At 37.9% G+C, this 17514-nt stretch carries 19 protein-coding genes; 12 read left to right on the top strand and 7 right to left on the bottom strand.

The genetic code is table 11. The annotated features are described in order from the left end of the window. Nucleotides 1-81: 81 nt before the first annotated feature. The 7 genes from E3E24_RS07265 to E3E24_RS07235 form a co-directional block, all read right to left on the bottom strand. Nucleotides 82-1314: an RNA-guided endonuclease TnpB family protein gene (locus tag E3E24_RS07265; RefSeq protein WP_167885527.1), complete on the bottom strand. Its 1233-nt coding sequence runs from the start codon at nucleotides 1312-1314 to the stop codon at nucleotides 82-84. Then, nucleotides 1295-1438 carry a hypothetical protein gene (locus E3E24_RS07260; RefSeq protein WP_167885023.1) on the bottom strand — a complete coding sequence of 48 codons (144 nt, stop codon included), beginning with the start codon at nucleotides 1436-1438 and terminating at the stop codon, nucleotides 1295-1297. The genes E3E24_RS07265 and E3E24_RS07260 overlap by 20 nt, the downstream gene beginning before the upstream one ends. Before the next feature lie 154 nt (nucleotides 1439-1592). Further along, complete coding sequence (locus E3E24_RS07255) at nucleotides 1593-1922, bottom strand: putative toxin-antitoxin system toxin component, PIN family (RefSeq protein WP_167885069.1); 330 nt, start codon at nucleotides 1920-1922, stop codon at nucleotides 1593-1595. A gap of 1 nt (nucleotide 1923) precedes the next feature. Continuing rightward, a complete protein-coding gene (locus tag E3E24_RS07250; RefSeq protein ID WP_167885068.1) occupies nucleotides 1924-2205 on the bottom strand; it encodes a hypothetical protein in 282 nt (93 codons plus the stop codon). A gap of 215 nt (nucleotides 2206-2420) precedes the next feature. Beyond that, a complete protein-coding gene (locus E3E24_RS07245) occupies nucleotides 2421-3401 on the bottom strand; it encodes a DUF1616 domain-containing protein (protein ID WP_167915794.1) in 981 nt (326 codons plus the stop codon). A gap of 9 nt (nucleotides 3402-3410) precedes the next feature. Then, the gene (locus tag E3E24_RS07240) at nucleotides 3411-3653 is read right to left on the bottom strand and encodes a hypothetical protein (protein WP_167885066.1); all 243 of its coding nucleotides are present in this window, start codon (nucleotides 3651-3653) and stop codon (nucleotides 3411-3413) included. Then, nucleotides 3644-4411: a hypothetical protein gene (locus tag E3E24_RS07235; RefSeq protein ID WP_167885065.1), complete on the bottom strand. Its 768-nt coding sequence runs from the start codon at nucleotides 4409-4411 to the stop codon at nucleotides 3644-3646. Before E3E24_RS07235 ends, E3E24_RS07240 begins: the two co-directional genes overlap by 10 nt. 54 nt (nucleotides 4412-4465) lie before the next feature. On the opposite strand from E3E24_RS07235, the gene E3E24_RS07230 reads away from it, so the two are divergent. The 12 genes from E3E24_RS07230 (at nucleotide 4466) to E3E24_RS07175 (ending at nucleotide 17489) form a co-directional block, all read left to right on the top strand. Beyond that, nucleotides 4466-6361 (top strand): Ig-like domain-containing protein, encoded by a 1896-nt coding sequence (locus E3E24_RS07230; RefSeq protein WP_167885064.1) that lies wholly within the window; start codon nucleotides 4466-4468, stop codon nucleotides 6359-6361. Beyond that, a complete protein-coding gene (locus tag E3E24_RS07225) occupies nucleotides 6354-7439 on the top strand; it encodes a DUF4350 domain-containing protein (protein WP_167885063.1) in 1086 nt (361 codons plus the stop codon). Before E3E24_RS07230 ends, E3E24_RS07225 begins: the two co-directional genes overlap by 8 nt. Next, complete coding sequence (locus tag E3E24_RS07220; protein WP_167915793.1) at nucleotides 7408-8340, top strand: MoxR family ATPase; 933 nt, start codon at nucleotides 7408-7410, stop codon at nucleotides 8338-8340. Before E3E24_RS07225 ends, E3E24_RS07220 begins: the two co-directional genes overlap by 32 nt. 4 nt (nucleotides 8341-8344) lie before the next feature. After that, nucleotides 8345-9658, top strand: a complete 1314-nt coding sequence (locus E3E24_RS07215; RefSeq protein ID WP_167885061.1) for a DUF58 domain-containing protein — start codon at nucleotides 8345-8347, stop codon at nucleotides 9656-9658. Then, nucleotides 9655-10206, top strand: a complete 552-nt coding sequence (locus E3E24_RS07210; RefSeq protein WP_167885060.1) for a hypothetical protein — start codon at nucleotides 9655-9657, stop codon at nucleotides 10204-10206. The genes E3E24_RS07215 and E3E24_RS07210 overlap by 4 nt, the downstream gene beginning before the upstream one ends. A 245-nt stretch (nucleotides 10207-10451) precedes the next feature. Beyond that, complete coding sequence (locus tag E3E24_RS07205; RefSeq protein ID WP_167915792.1) at nucleotides 10452-11336, top strand: glycosyltransferase family 2 protein; 885 nt, start codon at nucleotides 10452-10454, stop codon at nucleotides 11334-11336. A gap of 42 nt (nucleotides 11337-11378) precedes the next feature. Continuing rightward, nucleotides 11379-12521: an ATP-grasp domain-containing protein gene (locus E3E24_RS07200; protein ID WP_167915791.1), complete on the top strand. Its 1143-nt coding sequence runs from the start codon at nucleotides 11379-11381 to the stop codon at nucleotides 12519-12521. Between the two features lie 2 nt (nucleotides 12522-12523). Then, entirely contained in the window at nucleotides 12524-13381 is an 858-nt protein-coding gene (locus E3E24_RS07195) for a polysaccharide deacetylase family protein (RefSeq protein ID WP_206205319.1), read from the top strand. An 11-nt stretch (nucleotides 13382-13392) separates the two neighbouring features. Beyond that, nucleotides 13393-14415: a glycosyltransferase family 2 protein gene (locus tag E3E24_RS07190; protein ID WP_167915790.1), complete on the top strand. Its 1023-nt coding sequence runs from the start codon at nucleotides 13393-13395 to the stop codon at nucleotides 14413-14415. Continuing rightward, entirely contained in the window at nucleotides 14412-15383 is a 972-nt protein-coding gene (gene pssD / locus E3E24_RS07185; protein ID WP_167915789.1) for a PssD/Cps14F family polysaccharide biosynthesis glycosyltransferase, read from the top strand. Before E3E24_RS07190 ends, pssD begins: the two co-directional genes overlap by 4 nt. Continuing rightward, nucleotides 15377-16393: a glycosyltransferase family 4 protein gene (locus E3E24_RS07180; RefSeq protein ID WP_167915788.1), complete on the top strand. Its 1017-nt coding sequence runs from the start codon at nucleotides 15377-15379 to the stop codon at nucleotides 16391-16393. The genes pssD and E3E24_RS07180 overlap by 7 nt, the downstream gene beginning before the upstream one ends. A gap of 4 nt (nucleotides 16394-16397) precedes the next feature. Beyond that, nucleotides 16398-17489 carry a glycosyltransferase family A protein gene (locus tag E3E24_RS07175; RefSeq protein ID WP_167915787.1) on the top strand — a complete coding sequence of 364 codons (1092 nt, stop codon included), beginning with the start codon at nucleotides 16398-16400 and terminating at the stop codon, nucleotides 17487-17489. The last annotated feature ends 25 nt before the right edge of the window (nucleotides 17490-17514 follow it).

Below are 17514 nucleotides of genomic sequence, written 5' to 3'. Positions count from 1 at the left end.
TTATAAAGTTAGTCTCTCTTTGCCCGCATGTTATAGCTCTGAGATGGATTATTTCCACTTTGAGACAAAGAGGGGTTCCCCCTACGGGGAAGTTAGTGTAATTTCATAGAATTTTATCCCAATTCTTTGTTTTTCTATTGCCATTATCCCGTAGGGGTTGGTCTTCATTGGCCCTTCATTGGGCGTTGAAGCCCTCGAAACCTCTAACCCTTTCGGGGTAACCCCTGAGCCCCACATCCGAAGGTTCAACACAGCAATAAAATCCCTATCCTCAACAAAACCACAAGAACACTTCATTAACCGCCCCTCTTGGGGTATTAACCAACCCCCGCATACGGGGCACGTTTTTGAAGAATTTTTCGGATTAACGTAAACAACAGGAACACCAAGCCATTTGGCTTTGTACTCGATTAGCCTTTGCAGCTCACGAGCATTCCACTTGGAAAGCTTCCTGTTCGAACTCTTTGAACCCTTCAAAACCCTCTCCTTTATGCCATTCAAGTCCTCAAGGATTATACCCACCTGTTTCTCCCTAGCAATTTCAACGATTTTATTCGCCAACTTGTGCAAGAAGTCTTTTGCCCTGTTCCTTTCCCGGCTTGAGTACTTTTTCAGCAGTTCTTCGCTCAACCTTTTGTTCCATGCTGAAATTTTCTGAATCTTCTGCCTCTTCTCCTCGTAAACTCGATGAATGTGGTATAATTCACGAGTGTCGAATCTGTAAACTGTCAATCCGGCAAGAACAGTAACGTTTGTCAAGTTTATGTCCACACTCATCCAGTCCCTTGGCTCGAGGTATTCTACGGTTTTTACAAAGTTGAGGACGAGTTTGTTAGGAAACAAGAATAACCCGCCGAGTTTTAGTCTTCCCGCCCAAATTTCTTTCAAAAATGGCAGGATGAAGAGATAATTTGTGAGGTTTATTTCCAGATAGTGTTTTCTTGGGATTATTGTTATCTTCAGCGTGGAGCCTTTGAGAGTAAAGAGTGTTGACTTCACGTAAACGAATTTTTTACGTAGCCTTGGCTTTCGGACTTTCTTGCCCTTCTTGAGTTTCCGCCTGTAGGATTTTACAAGCCCAAGCATTTGGTTTATTGCCGAATCAACATAGTGAGCAGCATAACTCCAATCCTTGAGGAGGTTATCACGCAATTCTTTCCTCTCAACCTTCGTGAACTTCCCAGCATTGAGAATTTCTTGAAGAACTACCTTTGCCATCCTATGATATTCCTCAATAAACTCTAGAATAGTCTCGTCAGCTTGGAGTGGAATTGAGTATGCTCTAACAACGGTTTCATTTTTTGCCCTTTTCATAGTGCTCGACGAGCCTCCAGATGATTTCCTCATATGTTTCACCTTTTTTACCGAGCTCTTTGAGTTTATCCCTCAACTTCTTTGACACTTGAATGGTAGTCTTTTCCTCCATAACCGTCACCATAACAATTATACAAAACTATAGTTTTTATAGTTTTCGATCCACAAAAATCCACAATTTTCTATAAACCTTCACAAAAACAAGAACAGTTAGCAACGGCTCTTTCTTCCTATAAAATGCAACTTCCCTAGGAAGAGAATTTTGAAAGCCTCGCCCTTCAGGGCGGGGAGGAGGTCAGATCATCAGCATGACCAACCAGCTTAACAAGTTCTCTATCTTCTTCAAATTGAACTCTTGGAGAAACTCGCTTAGTATGATTCAAAACCAAATGATAAATAGCTTTGGCTTTTTCAGGTTTTCCAACAAGCAGACCAACAATTGCAAGAGTTTCTTTCATCTCTTCAATGGTTTCCTTAGAACCATAATTGATCAGCTTGTCATCACTAAGAAGTTGTAAAATCTTCCAAGAAGGACTCCGCTTAATATCTCTCGATTTTAAAGCACTGATTAAAATAGACGTATCCAAAACAACCTTGAGCTTAGGCAATTTAAACCACTCCAAGCTTCTTAAGCTTAGCCTCAATCCTCCTAAATTTTCTCAACTCTCTTCTTGCAGTTTCAAGAAGTTCCTCAGTACTTATTTTAGCGGACTTTTTGTCCTTTATAATAATCTTCCAAGCTCTTTCATCGCTCATTGGCTTATCCATCTCATTCATTAACTCTCTAACTTGGAAAAACCAGATGACATCCTCTGGTTTCTCTTTTATGGCTTTAGCAAGACCGTCCACAATTGACTCGAATACTTTCCGATCCGCACTCTTAACAGCCATACAGCTCACCATTCCACTCTTAAACTCACAACCTCTTAAACTTTTAGTTTAGATATATAAGATGAAGATTGATAGTCAGGGGAGAATCGTTCTGCCAAAAGAGTGGCGCAAAAGGTGGGCCCCTAAGTACTCAAATAAGCAAATAATCTCCTCTTTGCCTCGCATGTTATAGCACCGAGGTTAAGTTATTTTCACTTTGAGACAAGAAGGCTGATTTAGATCTTCCTAACTTCAATATTAAGCTTTAAGCTTAATATCTTCCCATCAATAGCATCCAAGATTCTCTGGGTTGCGTTAGTTTGTGCATAATCTCCGTTTATTGGTTCTGGAAGTGGAGGCTCCCCATCTTTGAAAAGTAAGAACCAGAGCTGCCATTTTCCAGGCTTATCAATGCTGAACGTATAGTTCGTTTCCCACTGAGGCGTCCAGTTGCCTTCTATATCTATTGGCTTATGCGGCAGAGTAACGTTAAAGCGATCCATCAGGTACATGTTGTAAATGTGAGTTGTGTTTGTCTCAAAGTCGTAAGTTAGGTTCACAAGCCAGACTTCAACATAGTATGTGACGTTTCTGTACTCGTGGTTAGCTATTCCCAAAATTACCCTTCCTTCCTCGCCAACCTTTAATTCAGTTGGATAATCGGCTGCTTTTCCATTTGGTCCCAAGATGTAAAATTCGGTGAACTTTTCTCCTGGCTTGGGATGAGTTATGACATAAGCTAAAGTTGCAATTGAGGAGAAGATTGCAATGATTAAAATTACTGTTAGTGCTTTATCCAACTTGCTCGCCTTATCCCATTCAAGTTCTTCTTTGAGCTTTTCAATGTCAATCCACGGGATCCAGGGTTCCCTAGCTTTTGCCCTTCTGTAAATGGCAATAATTCCAACGATCGCGTTGAAGACTGTTAAGCTCACTAAAATTGGGATCAAACGAATCCCCCATGGTGTGTAATTTAATCCCAAACCTATTAAGGGAACTATTGCTATGCTCAGCCCAAAGCTCAAAGCTAGCCTTTCAAGGTTGTCAAGCTCCTTTTTCTTGGGAAAGAGAGCGGTTATGAAAACATATCCCGGAAAGAAGAGGACAAAAGCTAAGCCAAGAGCTTTTCTGGCTAGGCTCTCGGGATAGTAAAAGATTAAGAAATCAAGGAGGAGTGATAAAGCTATTATCGTTATTAAATCCCAGTACTTCTTCATGCTCTCACCTCAGCTCTGAAGCACTTCTGCAACCTTTTTTATCACTATTACGGCGAAAATCATCAGTAAAAGATATGCAACTGACTTTAAAGCATCTTTGCTCTCTTTTCTCATGAAGAATTCCCCTAGCTCAAGAGCTATTAGAGTTCCAATTAAAAGTATTGTGAGGAATACATCCAGAGAATGAACCAGTAAAGCATCTAAAATCGCCCAAATTGCTAGGAAGAGAATTATAGCAGAATCTACATCCATTTCTCCACTCCTCCAAGCCGTCTAACTCTCACTTCAGTGTAGTCCTTGTACTTTTTAATGCTTTCAATTTTTATAAGCTCATTTTGGGATTTGGCAATTGCGAAGAGGATTGAGGAACATATCGGACAGGCTAATTTTTCGCAAGTCTCATTCTTAACTTCCCTACAAAATTCTGGCTTTATGTTCTCAATGTAGAGAACTATCTCCTCATTATTTTCTTCAAAATCAATTCCTCCGACTAAATCGAGAGTTTTGAGAACTGATGAAGCTGAGGTTATTGCAAGGTTAATTTCTGTGTTCTGCAAATCAATTTCGCTGTATTCCTCAAACTTCTTCGCTAAATCATACCCCAGCGGGGGGGTGATTAGAAGTCCCATTTCCTTTTCTCTGCTCACGTTTGTTAAGAAAACAGTCTCTTCATCCAGCCTCCCTAAATCCAAATCAAAATCCTCTTTCAGAGAAATAAACGTTCCGCCCTTTGGAAGATTTTCATAAGGAGGAATATAAACTGCTTTTCCTTCAAGGGCAAGATTGGATATAAAATTTTTTGAAAAGTCTAAGTAGGGCTTTACCATAGCCTCAAATGTTTCGTATCTTACAAACTTCGAGGGAACCAAGGAAATGACGACAAGTCCTAAAAATATTCCCGCTATTCCAAAATTTATATACCTCGGGTTGGACACAATTCCACCATAATATGTTAAGACGGAGCCTAAAATTATCAACAATCCTCCCGTAACGAATTTTATCTTCGACATGATTAAAGTTTAACAATGGTTAATTTTATAAGGATTTTCCTTGTGGATAATAGTTTGAGGATCATGAAAAAACGTTCAAAGCTGATTGCTCTGCTGATTATAATGCTCACATTCTCATCGGTGCATGCTCAAGTTAAGCACGTAAAGGTGAGTGAAGTTGAGGAGAATGATCAGTTTATGTATTTCTATTTCGATCTGTTTATTCAGGAGTTTGCATACACCTTAAAATACATGGTCGAGGATAATGATTACTATTTGAATCTCTCAAAGATAACCTTTGATAGGCTTGAGCTCACTAGAGATGAGGCAATCTACTACCAATCTCGGGGGATTGAGACTAAAGCTAGGTACGTTGTTGAGCCCTTCTATCAGTTCTCAAAAAAGCTCCTCTTTTTAGGGCAGACAAATTACGAGCTGCAGAATGTTATCAGAGATTTGGAAAACTCCCCTGATGAAGAACTCTTTAGGGAGGCTAATCTGAAAATTATAGCTATGAACAAGACGCTAAAGGAAATGTATTCGGATTTAGATGCCATAGATAACATAGAGCTCAAAAACGGGACTCATATCCTTAAATTCAACACAACCCCAATAAGGAAGTGGATGGAAGAAATGGAAAAGAAAATCAGCAGTTATCTTTCCACAGTTGAGGAAATTTCAAAGGAGATGAGCCTAAATGCTGCAGTTCAGAGGCATCTCTGGATCGATGTTTCCAATAGAAATCCAATCCTCTTTGATAAAGTTTTGATTTACGGACATACAAGCAATCCTGGTACAGTTTGGATATCCATTGAGTACTTTGAGAATGAAAGTAGAATCATAACAAAGATGTATCAAGTGAAGACTGCGAAGGATGGGAGCTTTTCTATGAGCTACTCCTTTAATGAGCTTAAAGAATACAAAGTTTATGCAACTCAAGAGATTAACGGCACGAGAAGAATGTCAAACGTAGTCATTGTGAGGGTCAGAAAGATACCAACTCGGTTTATAATGGATTCAACGTTTGAAGAGCTTATAGGAAGAAAGCTTACAGTTAGAGGAACACTGGTTGATTACTACAAGAAGCCTCTCCAAAATGTTAAGGTTTACGTCAATTCAAGTGAAGCAACAACAAATGAACGAGGAGAGTTCTTTAGGGAGTTCTACTCTGATTCTGCAAAGAAAGAAAAAGTCAATGTGGTTTTTTATGGCGATGAGATTCATGAAGGGACAAACAAAACTGTTGAGATTGTCTTTTCAAAGTATCCTGTAAACATAGTTCTTGACCCGGAGAAGAATAAGGTATTTTTGGGTGAAAACGTTAAGGTTAAGGGAGTAATAACTGGACTAAAACATGCCTCACCAATTGAGATTTACATGAACAGGAGGTTGTATAAAGTCGTTGAGGCGAATGAGACCTTTGAGCTTAATCTAAACTTTAGCTCACTCGGCACGTACAGCATATACGCTTTCTATGCTGGAGATGAGCTCCATCAGGAGGCAAAGTCAAACATAGTTACAATTCTAGTTGTTGAGAAGCCTGCAAAAATGAGGTCAAATCTCATGGTTATTTTCCTTATAGCGGTCCTTTTAGGCTCTCTGCTTTACTGGAAAAGGGAAAAACTTAAGCTGCCTAAGATGTTGGGAGAGAGGGAAATTGAAGAAGCCCAGGGAATAAGCGAGGAAGAATTTATAGAGATCATTAAGCAAAAACCTGAGCTCCCAAAAGATGTTAAAGAAGCCTATAAGATGTTGTTTGAGGAGTTGGCATCAGCATTTAATTTAAGGAAGAGCTTAACGCCTAGGGAAGTTCTTAAGGCTTTGAAGGATGCAGAATTTTATGGAGATTTAAAAGTTGTAACTGAGCTCCACGAGAAGGCAGTTTACGGTGGAGTTGAACTTAGTGAAGTTGAGAGAAAGGAGTTCTTTGCCAGAATGGAGAGAATTTTGGAGGTCCTGGGTTATGCATAGATATGTGAAATATGGCGCAATGGCATTCCTTGGGATAATGTTCCTAATATTACCGGTTAGTGTTCCTGTTCTCAAGAGTTCGGCAGACTATAGCATGTTCAACAGCGATTGGAACGGCTGTTCAAAGTTTGTTCAGAGAATTTATGAGAGAGGGGGAGAAATAAGACCTCTAGGTTCAGTTCCAACTACTTATGAAGGATTATCCCCGATTTTCCTCCCGTACAACACAATTGGCCTCTCAAACAAAAGTGGGGTTTTGCTCATAATCGGCCCCAACGTCACTTTTTCTGATTATGAGATAGCTGAGATAAAGAAGTTCTTGGAAAATGGGAACACAGTCTTTATTGCAGATGATTTTGGCACTGGAAATGAGATTCTGACCAGGCTTAACATACCGGTTAGAATATCAAAATACCCCCTGAATGATCTGTTTTATGAACGCAGCGATAAGCTGATTGTTGTTACAAGAATAGAGGATCCCATACTTGGAGATGGAGTTAATAAGCTAGTGTTGAATGTTCCATCTGCACTAATCATAAAGGAGGGGGAGATCTACGCAAGCAGAGTTGCAATGATTAACTATCATCAGGGGATGTATCCGATTCTGGCTGAGTTCAAGTATTCCAACGGCAGAATAATAGTCCTCTCTGATCCTGACATTTTGATAAATGAAATGTACGACGACAACTCTAAGTTCATTGACAACCTTTTAGATTACATCGGCGGGGAGATTTTCTACTTTGATGAAGCTCATCATCCGGACTTCAACCCATACATAACAGGGGTAATCTACATACACAGGAATTTAACTAGGGAGATGGCCTTTGAAGTGTTTTTGCTATTTACGATTTTGGCCTTTGTGGTGGAGAGCGGCTTAATTTCAAGAGGATTAGGAAAGATCGGGCATTTTGTTGGAAGATTTTGGAGAAAAGGGGAAACTCTTGAGGATATATTAGCTGAGGTTGCAAATGAGCACAACTTGGATTTAGAAAAGTTAAAGAAGATGATTGAAGAAATTGAAAGGGGCTCAAAGTTAGGTGGTAGGTATGGACGGAAGAGAGTTCTTAGAAAAGCTTGAAAATGAAATGAGCAAAGCTGTGGTTGGGAAGAGAGAGGTAATTGAGCTTTTAGCAGTTGCTCTGCTTTCAAACGGTCATGTATTGCTTGAGGGAGTCCCCGGAATTGCTAAAACAACCATAGCGAAAAACTTCGCAAATACACTTGGACTGAAGTTTTCAAGAATTCAGCTAACTCCAGACTTAATGCCAGCTGATATAATTGGCGGAATTTTCTTTGACCAGAAGAGCGGAGAGTTTAAAATACGCAAGGGCCCTATATTTGCCAACGTTGTTCTGGCTGATGAGATAAACAGGGCACAGCCCAAAACGCAATCAGCCCTGCTAGAGGCAATGCAGGAAGGTCAGGTTACGATTGAAGGTGTTTCATTTAAATTGCCCCAGCCTTTCCTGGTCATAGCCACAAAAAACCCAATTGAGCACGAGGGAGTTTACGAGCTGCCAGAGGCTCAGCTTGATAGATTTATGCTCAAAATTAACGTGGAATATCCAAGCAGAGAGGAAGAAATTTTAATGCTGAAGAGGAAGCATTTGGGCGACTTCAGCGAAGCTAGAATGATTTTCACGTCGCAGGTTCTATTAAAGATGATGGATGAAGCGAAAAAGGTTCACGTGAGCGATGAAATACTCCACTACATATATGAGATAGTTGCAAAAACCAGAGTCAGCGAAAAGCTGGTCTATGGAGCATCACCGAGAGTAGCTGAGCATTTGCTCTACGCATCAAAGGCTTTGGCGTTCTTAAGGGGAAGGAGGTATGTAATCCCGGACGATGTGAAGGAGATGGCAGTTCCAGTTCTCATGCACCGCATTAAGGTTAAAGCAGAGTACAAGCTTGATGGAGTTAAACCAGAGCATGTTATAAGGGAAGTTCTTGAGGAAGTTGAAGTGCCTAAGGGGTGAATTGATGGAAAGGGAAGATCTGCTTTTTATCTTGGCTTCTCTGCTTTTCATTCAGGGGTTTTTGTTCGTGAATGTAGTTCCAGCTCTTCTTGGATTAGGGATAATCCTGTACATTGCAAATCTGAGGTTGTCCTTTAGTCCTAGAGTTTATGGGAGGAGGGTTTTAAGCGAGAGCAGAACGGTTGAGGGAAAGCCTTTAAAGGCCCTCCTCATCGTTAAGAACAATTCAAAAATCCCACTGAAAGTTAAGGTTATTGAAGATAATCCAGACTTTGAAAGCGAAAGTGTTGAAGTGTTTTTGAATCCCAACGAAGAGAAAAGGGTGGAGTATTTTTTAAGACCCAGGAAGAAGGGAAGCTTCAAAATCAAAGGATCCCTTTTAAAGGTTAAAGATTTGAGGGATTTATATTATGAAGAGTTCAGGGCTGAGGGGGAGTTTACAGTTGATGTTTACCCTTCGGTTGAGAGCATAAAAGAGGCAAGCAAAGTTGACAGAAATGTTAGATTAGCTGAAAAGGCTTTGACTCAACTTCACACGGGAATGGAAAGTGTTGAGATTCACGGACTTAGAGAATTCCAGCCTGGAGATGATACAAGGCATATAGACTGGAAGGCAACTGCCAGATTGGGAGAACTCATCGTTAGGGAATTTTTGAGGGAGTTTAAGGGGGACATTTACCTTTTAGTCGATGGGAGCAAAGAAATGAGGAGAGAGCTTAAGAAGTCCAAAGTTGACTATTTGAGCCTTCTAATCTCCCAGATTGGCTATTATCTGCTTTCCAAAAACTGCAGGGTTGGGCTAGTTTTGTTTGATGACGTGAGAGTTTTGAAGTTTGTAAGAGCAACTGGAACGAAGGAACAGGTGAACAATCTGCTCAATGCACTAAAGATTTCTCCACTTAAAGGCATCCCCTCTCTTAAAGTTCCAAAGTTCTCTTCAAGGGGAAGAAGTGAGTTTTTGAGAAAGGTTATGCCGTTCTTGAAGGGCAGGAAAAGCTACTACAGCGGAATAATTGAGGCATCTTCTTCAATTCCCTTTGGGAGTTTTGCAATAATAGTTACTGACATTGCCCTAAGACCAAAGGAACTGGCCGTTGTGATTGAAAACTTGAAGAAAAACAAGAGTCCAAGCATAGTTATCTCCATTAATCCAATCCTATTTTTGGATTTAAAGGACTTAAACCGAGAAAACATTCCCACAATATACAAGCACTATGTTGAGAGGGAAGAGCTCATTAGGAAGATGAACGTTTTGGTTCCGGTTATAGAGGTTGGGCCGGCTGATTTAATTAGAGAGGTCGTGGAGGCAATGAGATGATAGCCCTAACAGCGGCAATAGTTGGCGGTGCACTGGCAGGCTTTTATCTGCCCGCTTTACTCCCAGTAATTTACATCCTAAAGCGTTACAATAAAGATTTGGCACTATTTGGGTTCTTCGCTTACGCTTTGGCGATTGGATACATCTTTAACGTTAATACCCTCTTCTCTGACAACGGCATTTTGGCAGTCTTTGCAATTGCAATTCCCCACCTCTTAGTTCTGGACTCAATTTTGAGGGATGGATTTATTGATTTCAATGAGAGGGGAGTTTTATTCTCACTAGCTTTGGCTTTAAGCTACCTCTATGAATACGCGTTCATGCTCCTGGTTGTGGTAGCTTTAGTGCTTAGATTTTACAGCGAGTTTGGGAGAAAAGAGCTGGTTTATTCTTTGGGGACAGTTGGCCTAACCTTGGCTTTTCTGTACCTCTTTAGAGGTTACTTTAGGAATGACTACACGGGCCAGGTGGTTGTTTTGGCAAGCATCTCACTCATTGCCTTTTCGCTCTTAGCTAAGAGGGAAGTAAAAAGGGAGAGAATTTTGTAGTGCTGCTCTGGATTTGATGCAATTGTTTGTGTGTTTGATACCTCTTGCTTTATAAACTAAATGATGGCGTTATTGGAATATTACTATTTGCGTATTGAGAAAATCTTAAAAAGGAGAAAGTCTATAAACAACATTTAGGTCATTAATAATTAACATTGTGATTATAATCTATTCTATGGTAAATAGAATTAGGAAATCATAGAGTAATAAACTTAAACTAATAGCGATTGTAAAAGGTGATTTTCATGGGTTCTAATATCCTGATAGCCATTCCAGCGTACAATGAAGAGATAACAATAGGCTCAGTGGTCTCGCTTTCTAAAAAGTATGGGGATGTTCTCGTTGTTGACGATGGAAGTAAAGACAGAACCTCTGAGATTGCCCAAAATGCCGGGGCTATTGTTGTTAGGCACAAAAGAAATAAAGGGAAAGGAAAAGCTCTGAAAACTGCTTTTAAGTATGCATTAAGCAAGGACTACGATGTTGTCGTTTGCATCGATGCCGACGGTCAGCACAATCCAGAGGAGATACCTCTTTTGTTGAAGCCAATTTTAGAAGATGAGGCTGATTTAGTTATTGGTTCGAGATACTTGAATAGTGCTTACAAAAATATTCCATTGTACAGAAGGCTTGGACTCTGGGTTTTAAACATGACAACAAACGTTGCATCTAACGTTAAGATTACAGATTCTCAGAGTGGATTTAGGGCTTTAAATAGGAGAGCTTTGGAAAGCTTGGATTTAAGCTCTGCTGGATATAATGTCGAGAGCGAGATGATTGCTCGGCTATCTGAGAAGGGCCTGAGGATTAGGGAGGTTCCAATAAATGTTAGGTATGACGTGCCGAATAAGCATAAGAAGCATCCAATAGCTCATGGAGTTGGAGTTTTGGCAAAGATTGTTGGATTGATTGGGTATAAGAGGCCTCTTTTACTGTTTGGAGTTTTGAGCCTTTTATCGTTTATTGCTTCCGGGATATTAGCGTATTGGGCTTTGAAACCGTATTACACCCAAGGTGGGGAAATTTATCTAACCCAAGCCATTGGAGCTGGGATTTTTGCTATAATTGGAATTCAGCTGTTCGTTGCCGGGCTGACGTTGAATGTGTTGAGTAGAATGGTGAGGGAGTGATTGAAGAATATGTCCAGCAGAGTTCTAATAACAGATGCCCAAATGAGAAGCTCTCTGGCCGTTATCCGATCACTTGGTAAAAAGGGATTAAAAATAACTGCTGGTGAAGAAACTAGATTTGCAACTGGGTTTTTTTCTAAATATGTAAAAGAAAGAGTTGTATACCCCTCTCCAAGAAAAAATCAAGAGGATTTTATCAAATTTCTCAAGACTATCGTGTCAAAAGATGGTTATGAGATGTTAATCCCAGTTGCTGATGCCACTCTTTTGCCAATTATGAAAAACAAGGATGAATTAGGGGAATACACAATTATTCCCTATCCTGATTACGAGAAATTCATAAAGGCCTATGATAAGGGAGAAGTTATTAAATTCGCTCAAAAACTTAAGATACCTGTGCCAAATACATATTTTGTTCGAGACTCTGAGGAGCTTAATGTAATAGCTGAAGAAATAGCCTACCCAATAATCCTAAAAGCAAGATTTAGCTTTGGATCAAGGGGAATTAGAATAGCAAATTCTAGGGACGAGTTATTCAAGAAATATAAGGAACTGAGTAATAAATTTGGCAATTTAATTCTATTGCAGGAGTATATCCCCAAAGGAGACGAGATAGGAGTATATACCTTGTTTGACTTTAATCATGAACCCATTGCAGTAACTGTTCAACGAAGAATTAGGTCGTACCCTGTTTCAGGTGGACCAAGCACCCTAAGAGAAACAATAAAAGGAGAACTTGCAGAGAAGGCAATTGAAATTGCATTTACGTTGCTTAGGGAACTGGAATGGTATGGAATCGCTATGGTGGAGTTTAGAGTTGACTCGCGAGATAATACACCAAAGATTATGGAAGTGAATCCAAGATTTTGGGGATCCTTACAACTGTCTATATTAGCCGGTGTAGACTTTCCATATTTACTATATAGGTTGTTTACTGATAAAAAAGTTGAACCTATATTAGACTACAAGGAAGGAGTCCAGTGTAGGTGGTTGTTGCCGGGAGATATATTGTGGTTTTGGAGTTCACCTAATAAGCTAAAAAACCTGAAAGAATTTTTAAAATTTAATACCAACTACGACATACTATCTTTAGAGGATCCAGGACCCACTTTTGGATTCATCTTAGCAACTCTAAGATTTCTTTTCGATAAAGATATGTGGAAGTTTGTGATTAGGAGGCTGTGAATATGATATACAACGCATTAACAATAGATGTAGAGCATTGGTGGTGCAATGAATTCCTTAAAAAATACTTGCCAGAAAACAAAAAAGTATTCATCCATAAAACAGTAGACATTGTTTTATCCCTATTTGAAAAATATAATGTAACAACAACATTTTTTATTCTTGGGGATGTTGCTGAGAAATATCCAGAAATCGTTGAAAAGATCTATGAAAAAGGACACGAAATAGGCTCCCATGCCTATTCCCATGAGCCATTATACCGGCTTACTCGACAAGAAGTCGAGGACGAGATAAAACGAACTAACAACGCAATATACAGGATTACGAAGGAGAAACCTAAGGGATTTAGAGCTCCTCATGCTTCAATAACAAACAAAAATAAGTGGGTATTTGAGATATTAGAAAAATACTCGTTCGTATATGATTCCAGCATATTTCCAGTTAAAACCAATTTATACGGCCTACCAAATGCACCCTTAGGTCCTTATTTTCCTTCTAGTGATGACATAACAAAAAATGACCCGAATGGAGAAATTCTGGAGATACCCCTTACTGCAGTTAGGATATTTAGATTTGGAAAATACTCCATGAACTTACCCGTTGGTGGAGGATTCTACTTAAGGACATACCCACTTTGGTTTATCGAAAGAGCAATTAGGAAAGTGCAAAAAGAGGGACGGCCATTCGTGGCATATGTGCACCCGTGGGAGTTTTATGATAATTTACCTAAGCTAAATGTACCACCTTGGATAAAATTTGAGGCTTATAATGGTACTGGGACGTCATTCCTAGGAAAAATAGAGAGTATCTTAAAAAAATTCAAGAACATTCCATTAGAGCGTTTAGTTGAAGAAATATAAAGGTGGAGGTAATGGATTACACTAAACAAGAAATAACAAAAAAAGCAACAATTATAATTGTTACATATAATAGCAAAAAATGGCTGAAAGACTGCTTGGATAGTGTACTTCAAAATAATCCATTAGAAGTTATTATTGTAGACAATGGATCAGTAGATGGAACAATTGAATTTCTAAAGCAAAATTATCCTCAAATTAAGATAATCAAGAGTGCAAAAAATCTTGGTTATGGGGGAGGAATCAATTTGGGGGCTAAATATGCAAAAGGAGAGTACCTTGTTATCCTAAATCCAGATACAAAAGTTGAAAACAACTGGCTTAAGGAATTAATAACACCACTACAAAAATCAAGTAACTTAATAACTACACCCAAAATTTTAACTTATGATGGACTTAAAATAAGTGGTTGTGGATTAATTGCACATTTTACAGGATTAACGTTCCCTAGAGGCTTTAATAAAAATCCTAGTGACTATCCCAAATATGAATATGTATCTGGGTTTTCTGGTGGTTGCTTTGCTATTAGAAAAGAAGACTTCTTAAAACTAGGAAGATTTGACGAAAATATATTTCTTTATAATGATGATACTGAATTTTCATGGAGAGCACATGCTAATGGATTCAAAATATTGTATGTACCAACATCTGTCATATATCACAACCACGATCTTAAAGTTTTGTCACAAAAGATATATTATCTAGAAAAAGGAAGGTACATAATCTTAAGAAAATATCTAGACTGGAAATGGTATCTCCTACTTCTACCTTCTCTTTTAGTCACTGAGATTCTAACATGGGGATATTCAGTTCTCAATGGAGTTAATGGAATAAAATTTAAACTAAAGGCGATAAAGGATGGATTAAGTGTTAAAGTTGAAAAAATGAACATGAAAAATCATGATAGAAAAAGACTGCTAAAAAACTTAGATTGGAAAATTCCGGAAGAACAATTGAGCTATAATACTATTGATAAAATCATAAAAAAGATTGCAAACTTTGTTTATTGGATAAATTACAAGGTGATAGTGAGATGAAGATAGCTTTAGTTTGTTCTCATGGCGGCCACTTAACCGAAATGCTTTACCTGATGGATGCTTTTAGAGGCCATGATGTGTTTTTCATAACCTACAATCATCCGAGGACAAAAGCTTTACCTTATAGAAAATACCTCTTTCCGAATTTTGGGGAAAATCCTTTCAGGGTGATATCTCACCTGCCAGAGATAATAAGAGTTATAGCAAGAGAGAAACCAGATGTCATGGTTAGTAATGGAGCTGAAATAGCAATTCCATTTTTCTATTTAGGAAAAATTTTAGGAATAAAAACAATCTTCATAGAGTGCTACACTAGGGTTAATGAGCCAACTATAACTGGCAAGCTTGTTTATCCCATTTCAGATTACTTTTTTGTTTTATGGCCAGAAATGCTTCAGCGTTATGGTAAAAAAGCTAAGTATGTTGGTGGATTATTTAAAAAAATAAAAAAGAAAGTTAATTTAAAAGAAAAGAAAAATCAAATTTTTGTAATAACTGGCACACATTATTTAGGATTCGAAAGACTAGTTAAAGCAATCGATGAAATTGCTGGAAATATTCCGTATGATGTTATAATTCAGCTGGGACATACACCTTATAAGCCAAAAAATGCTAAATACTTTGCATTCCTAGATGAAGATGAAAAAATAAGAGAGTTGATACGAACTTCTAAAGTAGTGATAACTCAAGGTGCTATGAGCTTAATAGAAGCGTTAAATTTAGGCTCTCTTGTAATAGCTTTTCCTAGATTAAAAAGGTTTAAAGAACACATAAATGATCATCAACTTGTATTTTCAAAGAAGCTTGAAAAAGATGATTTAGTTAAAGTTGCTACCGATAAGAAGGAAATTAAAAGATTATTGGCTGAGGTTCTATCAAACCCGAAGAGGAAGTATCTAAATTCAGTTATTATGAATAAGAGGATTACAAATATTCTTAGAGAATTGTTGGAGGGGAAATCTTGTTAAAATTATTAGTTATAATAGGCAAAGAAAAAGGTTCAGAAAATAATGCAGGATTTCAGGAGTATTTGGCTGAATATCTATCTAATTCATTTGACGTTGATATTGATGTGTTAACATTTTCGTCCAAATCTCTAGCTTACCGAGCGATTATTATTGTTAAGCATACTCTAAAGCTATTACCACGGGTGAATAATTATGACATTATATTTTCCACATCATTTTTAACAGTAGCTCTTCTCGCATTCATTAAAAAGCTCGCTCACAGAAGATTCAAACCTGTGCTTATCACCATTGATATAGGCACGCTAAGGATTAGAGATTTCTTTGCACGTATTTTATTTCATGTTTTAGATCTTGACAAGAGAATATGCCTCTCCCGTATACAAAAGAGAAAATTGATTCAGGTCATGAGAGTATCAGAGAAGAGAGTAATGTTTGTCCCTCTGGGATTACAAGTACAAGAGGATTCAAAAAGGCTTAGCAAGATCACCACAAAGAAATACATATTTTCAGCTGGTAGATATGGACGAGATTTTGGGACATTAATATCTGCTATTGAGGATTTAAGGATACCTACCGTATTAGTAATGGGAAAAGATCCATTTAGGGATAAATCCTTGCAGGAGATACCTTCTTTGCCTAATGTAACAATATATTATGAAATACCATATGAAGAATATCTCAGTCTACTTAGAAGTTCTACCTTTGTAGTCTTGCCTCTTAGATATACTCAGTATCCAATTGGACAGACAGTCTTACTTGATGCCATGGCAAATGGTAAAGCTATAATTGTAACTTCTATTCCAGCAATTTTGGACTATGTTGCAGGTAATTTTAAAGATGTGGTACTAGTAAAGCCCTATGATACTGAAGAACTGAGGAAACATATCGAATATCTAATTGAAAATCCGAAATATATAAGAAAATTAGAGCATGTCTCAAGACAGAGATTTAGTAGAAAATTTACATCTTTTGAAATGGCTAAGAGAATAAAAGAGGTATTAGAGAGGTAAGTGTATGAAAAAGCTAAAAATTTCAGTGATAATCCCCACAAGAAACAGGGTGCCGTACCTAAGGCAGTTATTGGAGAATATAAATAACCAAACTAGGATTCCAGAGGAGGTTATAGTAATCGGGCATGTAGAAGATATGGAAACAAAGAACTTTCTTTTAAATCTCGATAAGGAAAAGTTTAAATTTAATTTAAAGTTCGATTTTATCAACGGAGGTACCTCAAAGTCAAGAAATATGGCGATTTCATTGAGCGAGGGAGATGTTCTGATATTTTTGGATGATGATGTTATATTAGAAAGAGACTATGTCAAAAACGTTGAGAAAATATTCAGCTCTAATCCTGAAGTTAAGATAATAACCGGATACACTTTTGATCTTGTTGTTTTAATAACTCCTTGGCTTGTTAATAAGGGAGAAGTCAAGTACATTTGGGAAAATAAGAATGATGAGTTCGTTAAAATTATACTAAAAGAGTTAAAAAGAAGGCATCCAGATAAAACTCATGTTTTCGAGAAAAAAGCGAAAAAGGTTTATTTCTGGCGTCTGCTGAAAACCTCTAGGAATATCCTTAAATCAATATTCCTGTGGGAGTCTCCATTTAAGGGGAAAATTTTGCCCTCTGGATATCGGAGTGAGTTCCCAGAAATCTCAAAGATAGAAAAGAGGGGTGGATTAATAGAAGTAGAATGGATTCAGGGAAATAACTTCGCCGGAAGAAGAGAGGTATTTGAAGAATTTAAGTTTAATGAGGAGCTCGAGAAACTCCATAGCTATGCACTAAATGAAGATTTAGAATGGTCAGCGAGAGTTTCAAAGAAATACAAAATATATATTACATCTCATACCAAATTAGTTCACTTAAGAGCACCAACAGGAAATAGGATAGATTACACGACACGATTAAGAGCATTAATCATTAGTACATACTATATTACCAATATTAAAGGGAATAAAATAGCACATTTATGGGCAACTTTTGGGTTATTATTAAGTATATTTATAATCTCAATACTAATTTTAAATTTCAGAGATGGATTAAAACAAATTAAAGCGATAATTGAAGCTTTAAAGGAAACCTATAAAATTCATAAATAGGGGGATAAAAGATAACGAGGGAAAA

Origin of the sequence: Thermococcus sp. LS2, from assembly GCF_012027375.1 — an archaeon.
Taxonomy (GTDB): domain Archaea; phylum Methanobacteriota_B; class Thermococci; order Thermococcales; family Thermococcaceae; genus Thermococcus_B.
The sequence above is the reverse complement of the archived record's forward strand: the minus strand, read 5'-3'. Positions and strand labels throughout refer to the sequence as shown.

What these genes read in the sequence shown, in the direction of transcription:
- E3E24_RS07265 (WP_167885527.1), bottom strand. Translation starts at nt 1,314, where the DNA reads ATGAAAAGGGCAAAAAATGAAACCGTTGTTAGAGCATACTCAATTCCA.
- E3E24_RS07260 (WP_167885023.1), bottom strand. Translation starts at nt 1,438, where the DNA reads ATGGTGACGGTTATGGAGGAAAAGACTACCATTCAAGTGTCAAAGAAG.
- E3E24_RS07250 (WP_167885068.1), bottom strand. Translation starts at nt 2,205, where the DNA reads ATGGCTGTTAAGAGTGCGGATCGGAAAGTATTCGAGTCAATTGTGGAC.
- E3E24_RS07245 (WP_167915794.1), bottom strand. Translation starts at nt 3,401, where the DNA reads ATGAAGAAGTACTGGGATTTAATAACGATAATAGCTTTATCACTCCTC.
- E3E24_RS07240 (WP_167885066.1), bottom strand. Translation starts at nt 3,653, where the DNA reads ATGGATGTAGATTCTGCTATAATTCTCTTCCTAGCAATTTGGGCGATT.
- E3E24_RS07235 (WP_167885065.1), bottom strand. Translation starts at nt 4,411, where the DNA reads ATGTCGAAGATAAAATTCGTTACGGGAGGATTGTTGATAATTTTAGGC.
- E3E24_RS07225 (WP_167885063.1), top strand. Translation starts at nt 6,354, where the DNA reads ATGCATAGATATGTGAAATATGGCGCAATGGCATTCCTTGGGATAATG.
- E3E24_RS07220 (WP_167915793.1), top strand. Translation starts at nt 7,408, where the DNA reads ATGGACGGAAGAGAGTTCTTAGAAAAGCTTGAAAATGAAATGAGCAAA.
- E3E24_RS07215 (WP_167885061.1), top strand. Translation starts at nt 8,345, where the DNA reads ATGGAAAGGGAAGATCTGCTTTTTATCTTGGCTTCTCTGCTTTTCATT.
- E3E24_RS07210 (WP_167885060.1), top strand. Translation starts at nt 9,655, where the DNA reads ATGATAGCCCTAACAGCGGCAATAGTTGGCGGTGCACTGGCAGGCTTT.
- E3E24_RS07205 (WP_167915792.1), top strand. Translation starts at nt 10,452, where the DNA reads ATGGGTTCTAATATCCTGATAGCCATTCCAGCGTACAATGAAGAGATA.
- E3E24_RS07200 (WP_167915791.1), top strand. Translation starts at nt 11,379, where the DNA reads ATGAGAAGCTCTCTGGCCGTTATCCGATCACTTGGTAAAAAGGGATTA.
- E3E24_RS07195 (WP_206205319.1), top strand. Translation starts at nt 12,524, where the DNA reads ATGATATACAACGCATTAACAATAGATGTAGAGCATTGGTGGTGCAAT.
- E3E24_RS07190 (WP_167915790.1), top strand. Translation starts at nt 13,393, where the DNA reads ATGGATTACACTAAACAAGAAATAACAAAAAAAGCAACAATTATAATT.
- pssD (WP_167915789.1), top strand. Translation starts at nt 14,412, where the DNA reads ATGAAGATAGCTTTAGTTTGTTCTCATGGCGGCCACTTAACCGAAATG.
- E3E24_RS07175 (WP_167915787.1), top strand. Translation starts at nt 16,398, where the DNA reads ATGAAAAAGCTAAAAATTTCAGTGATAATCCCCACAAGAAACAGGGTG.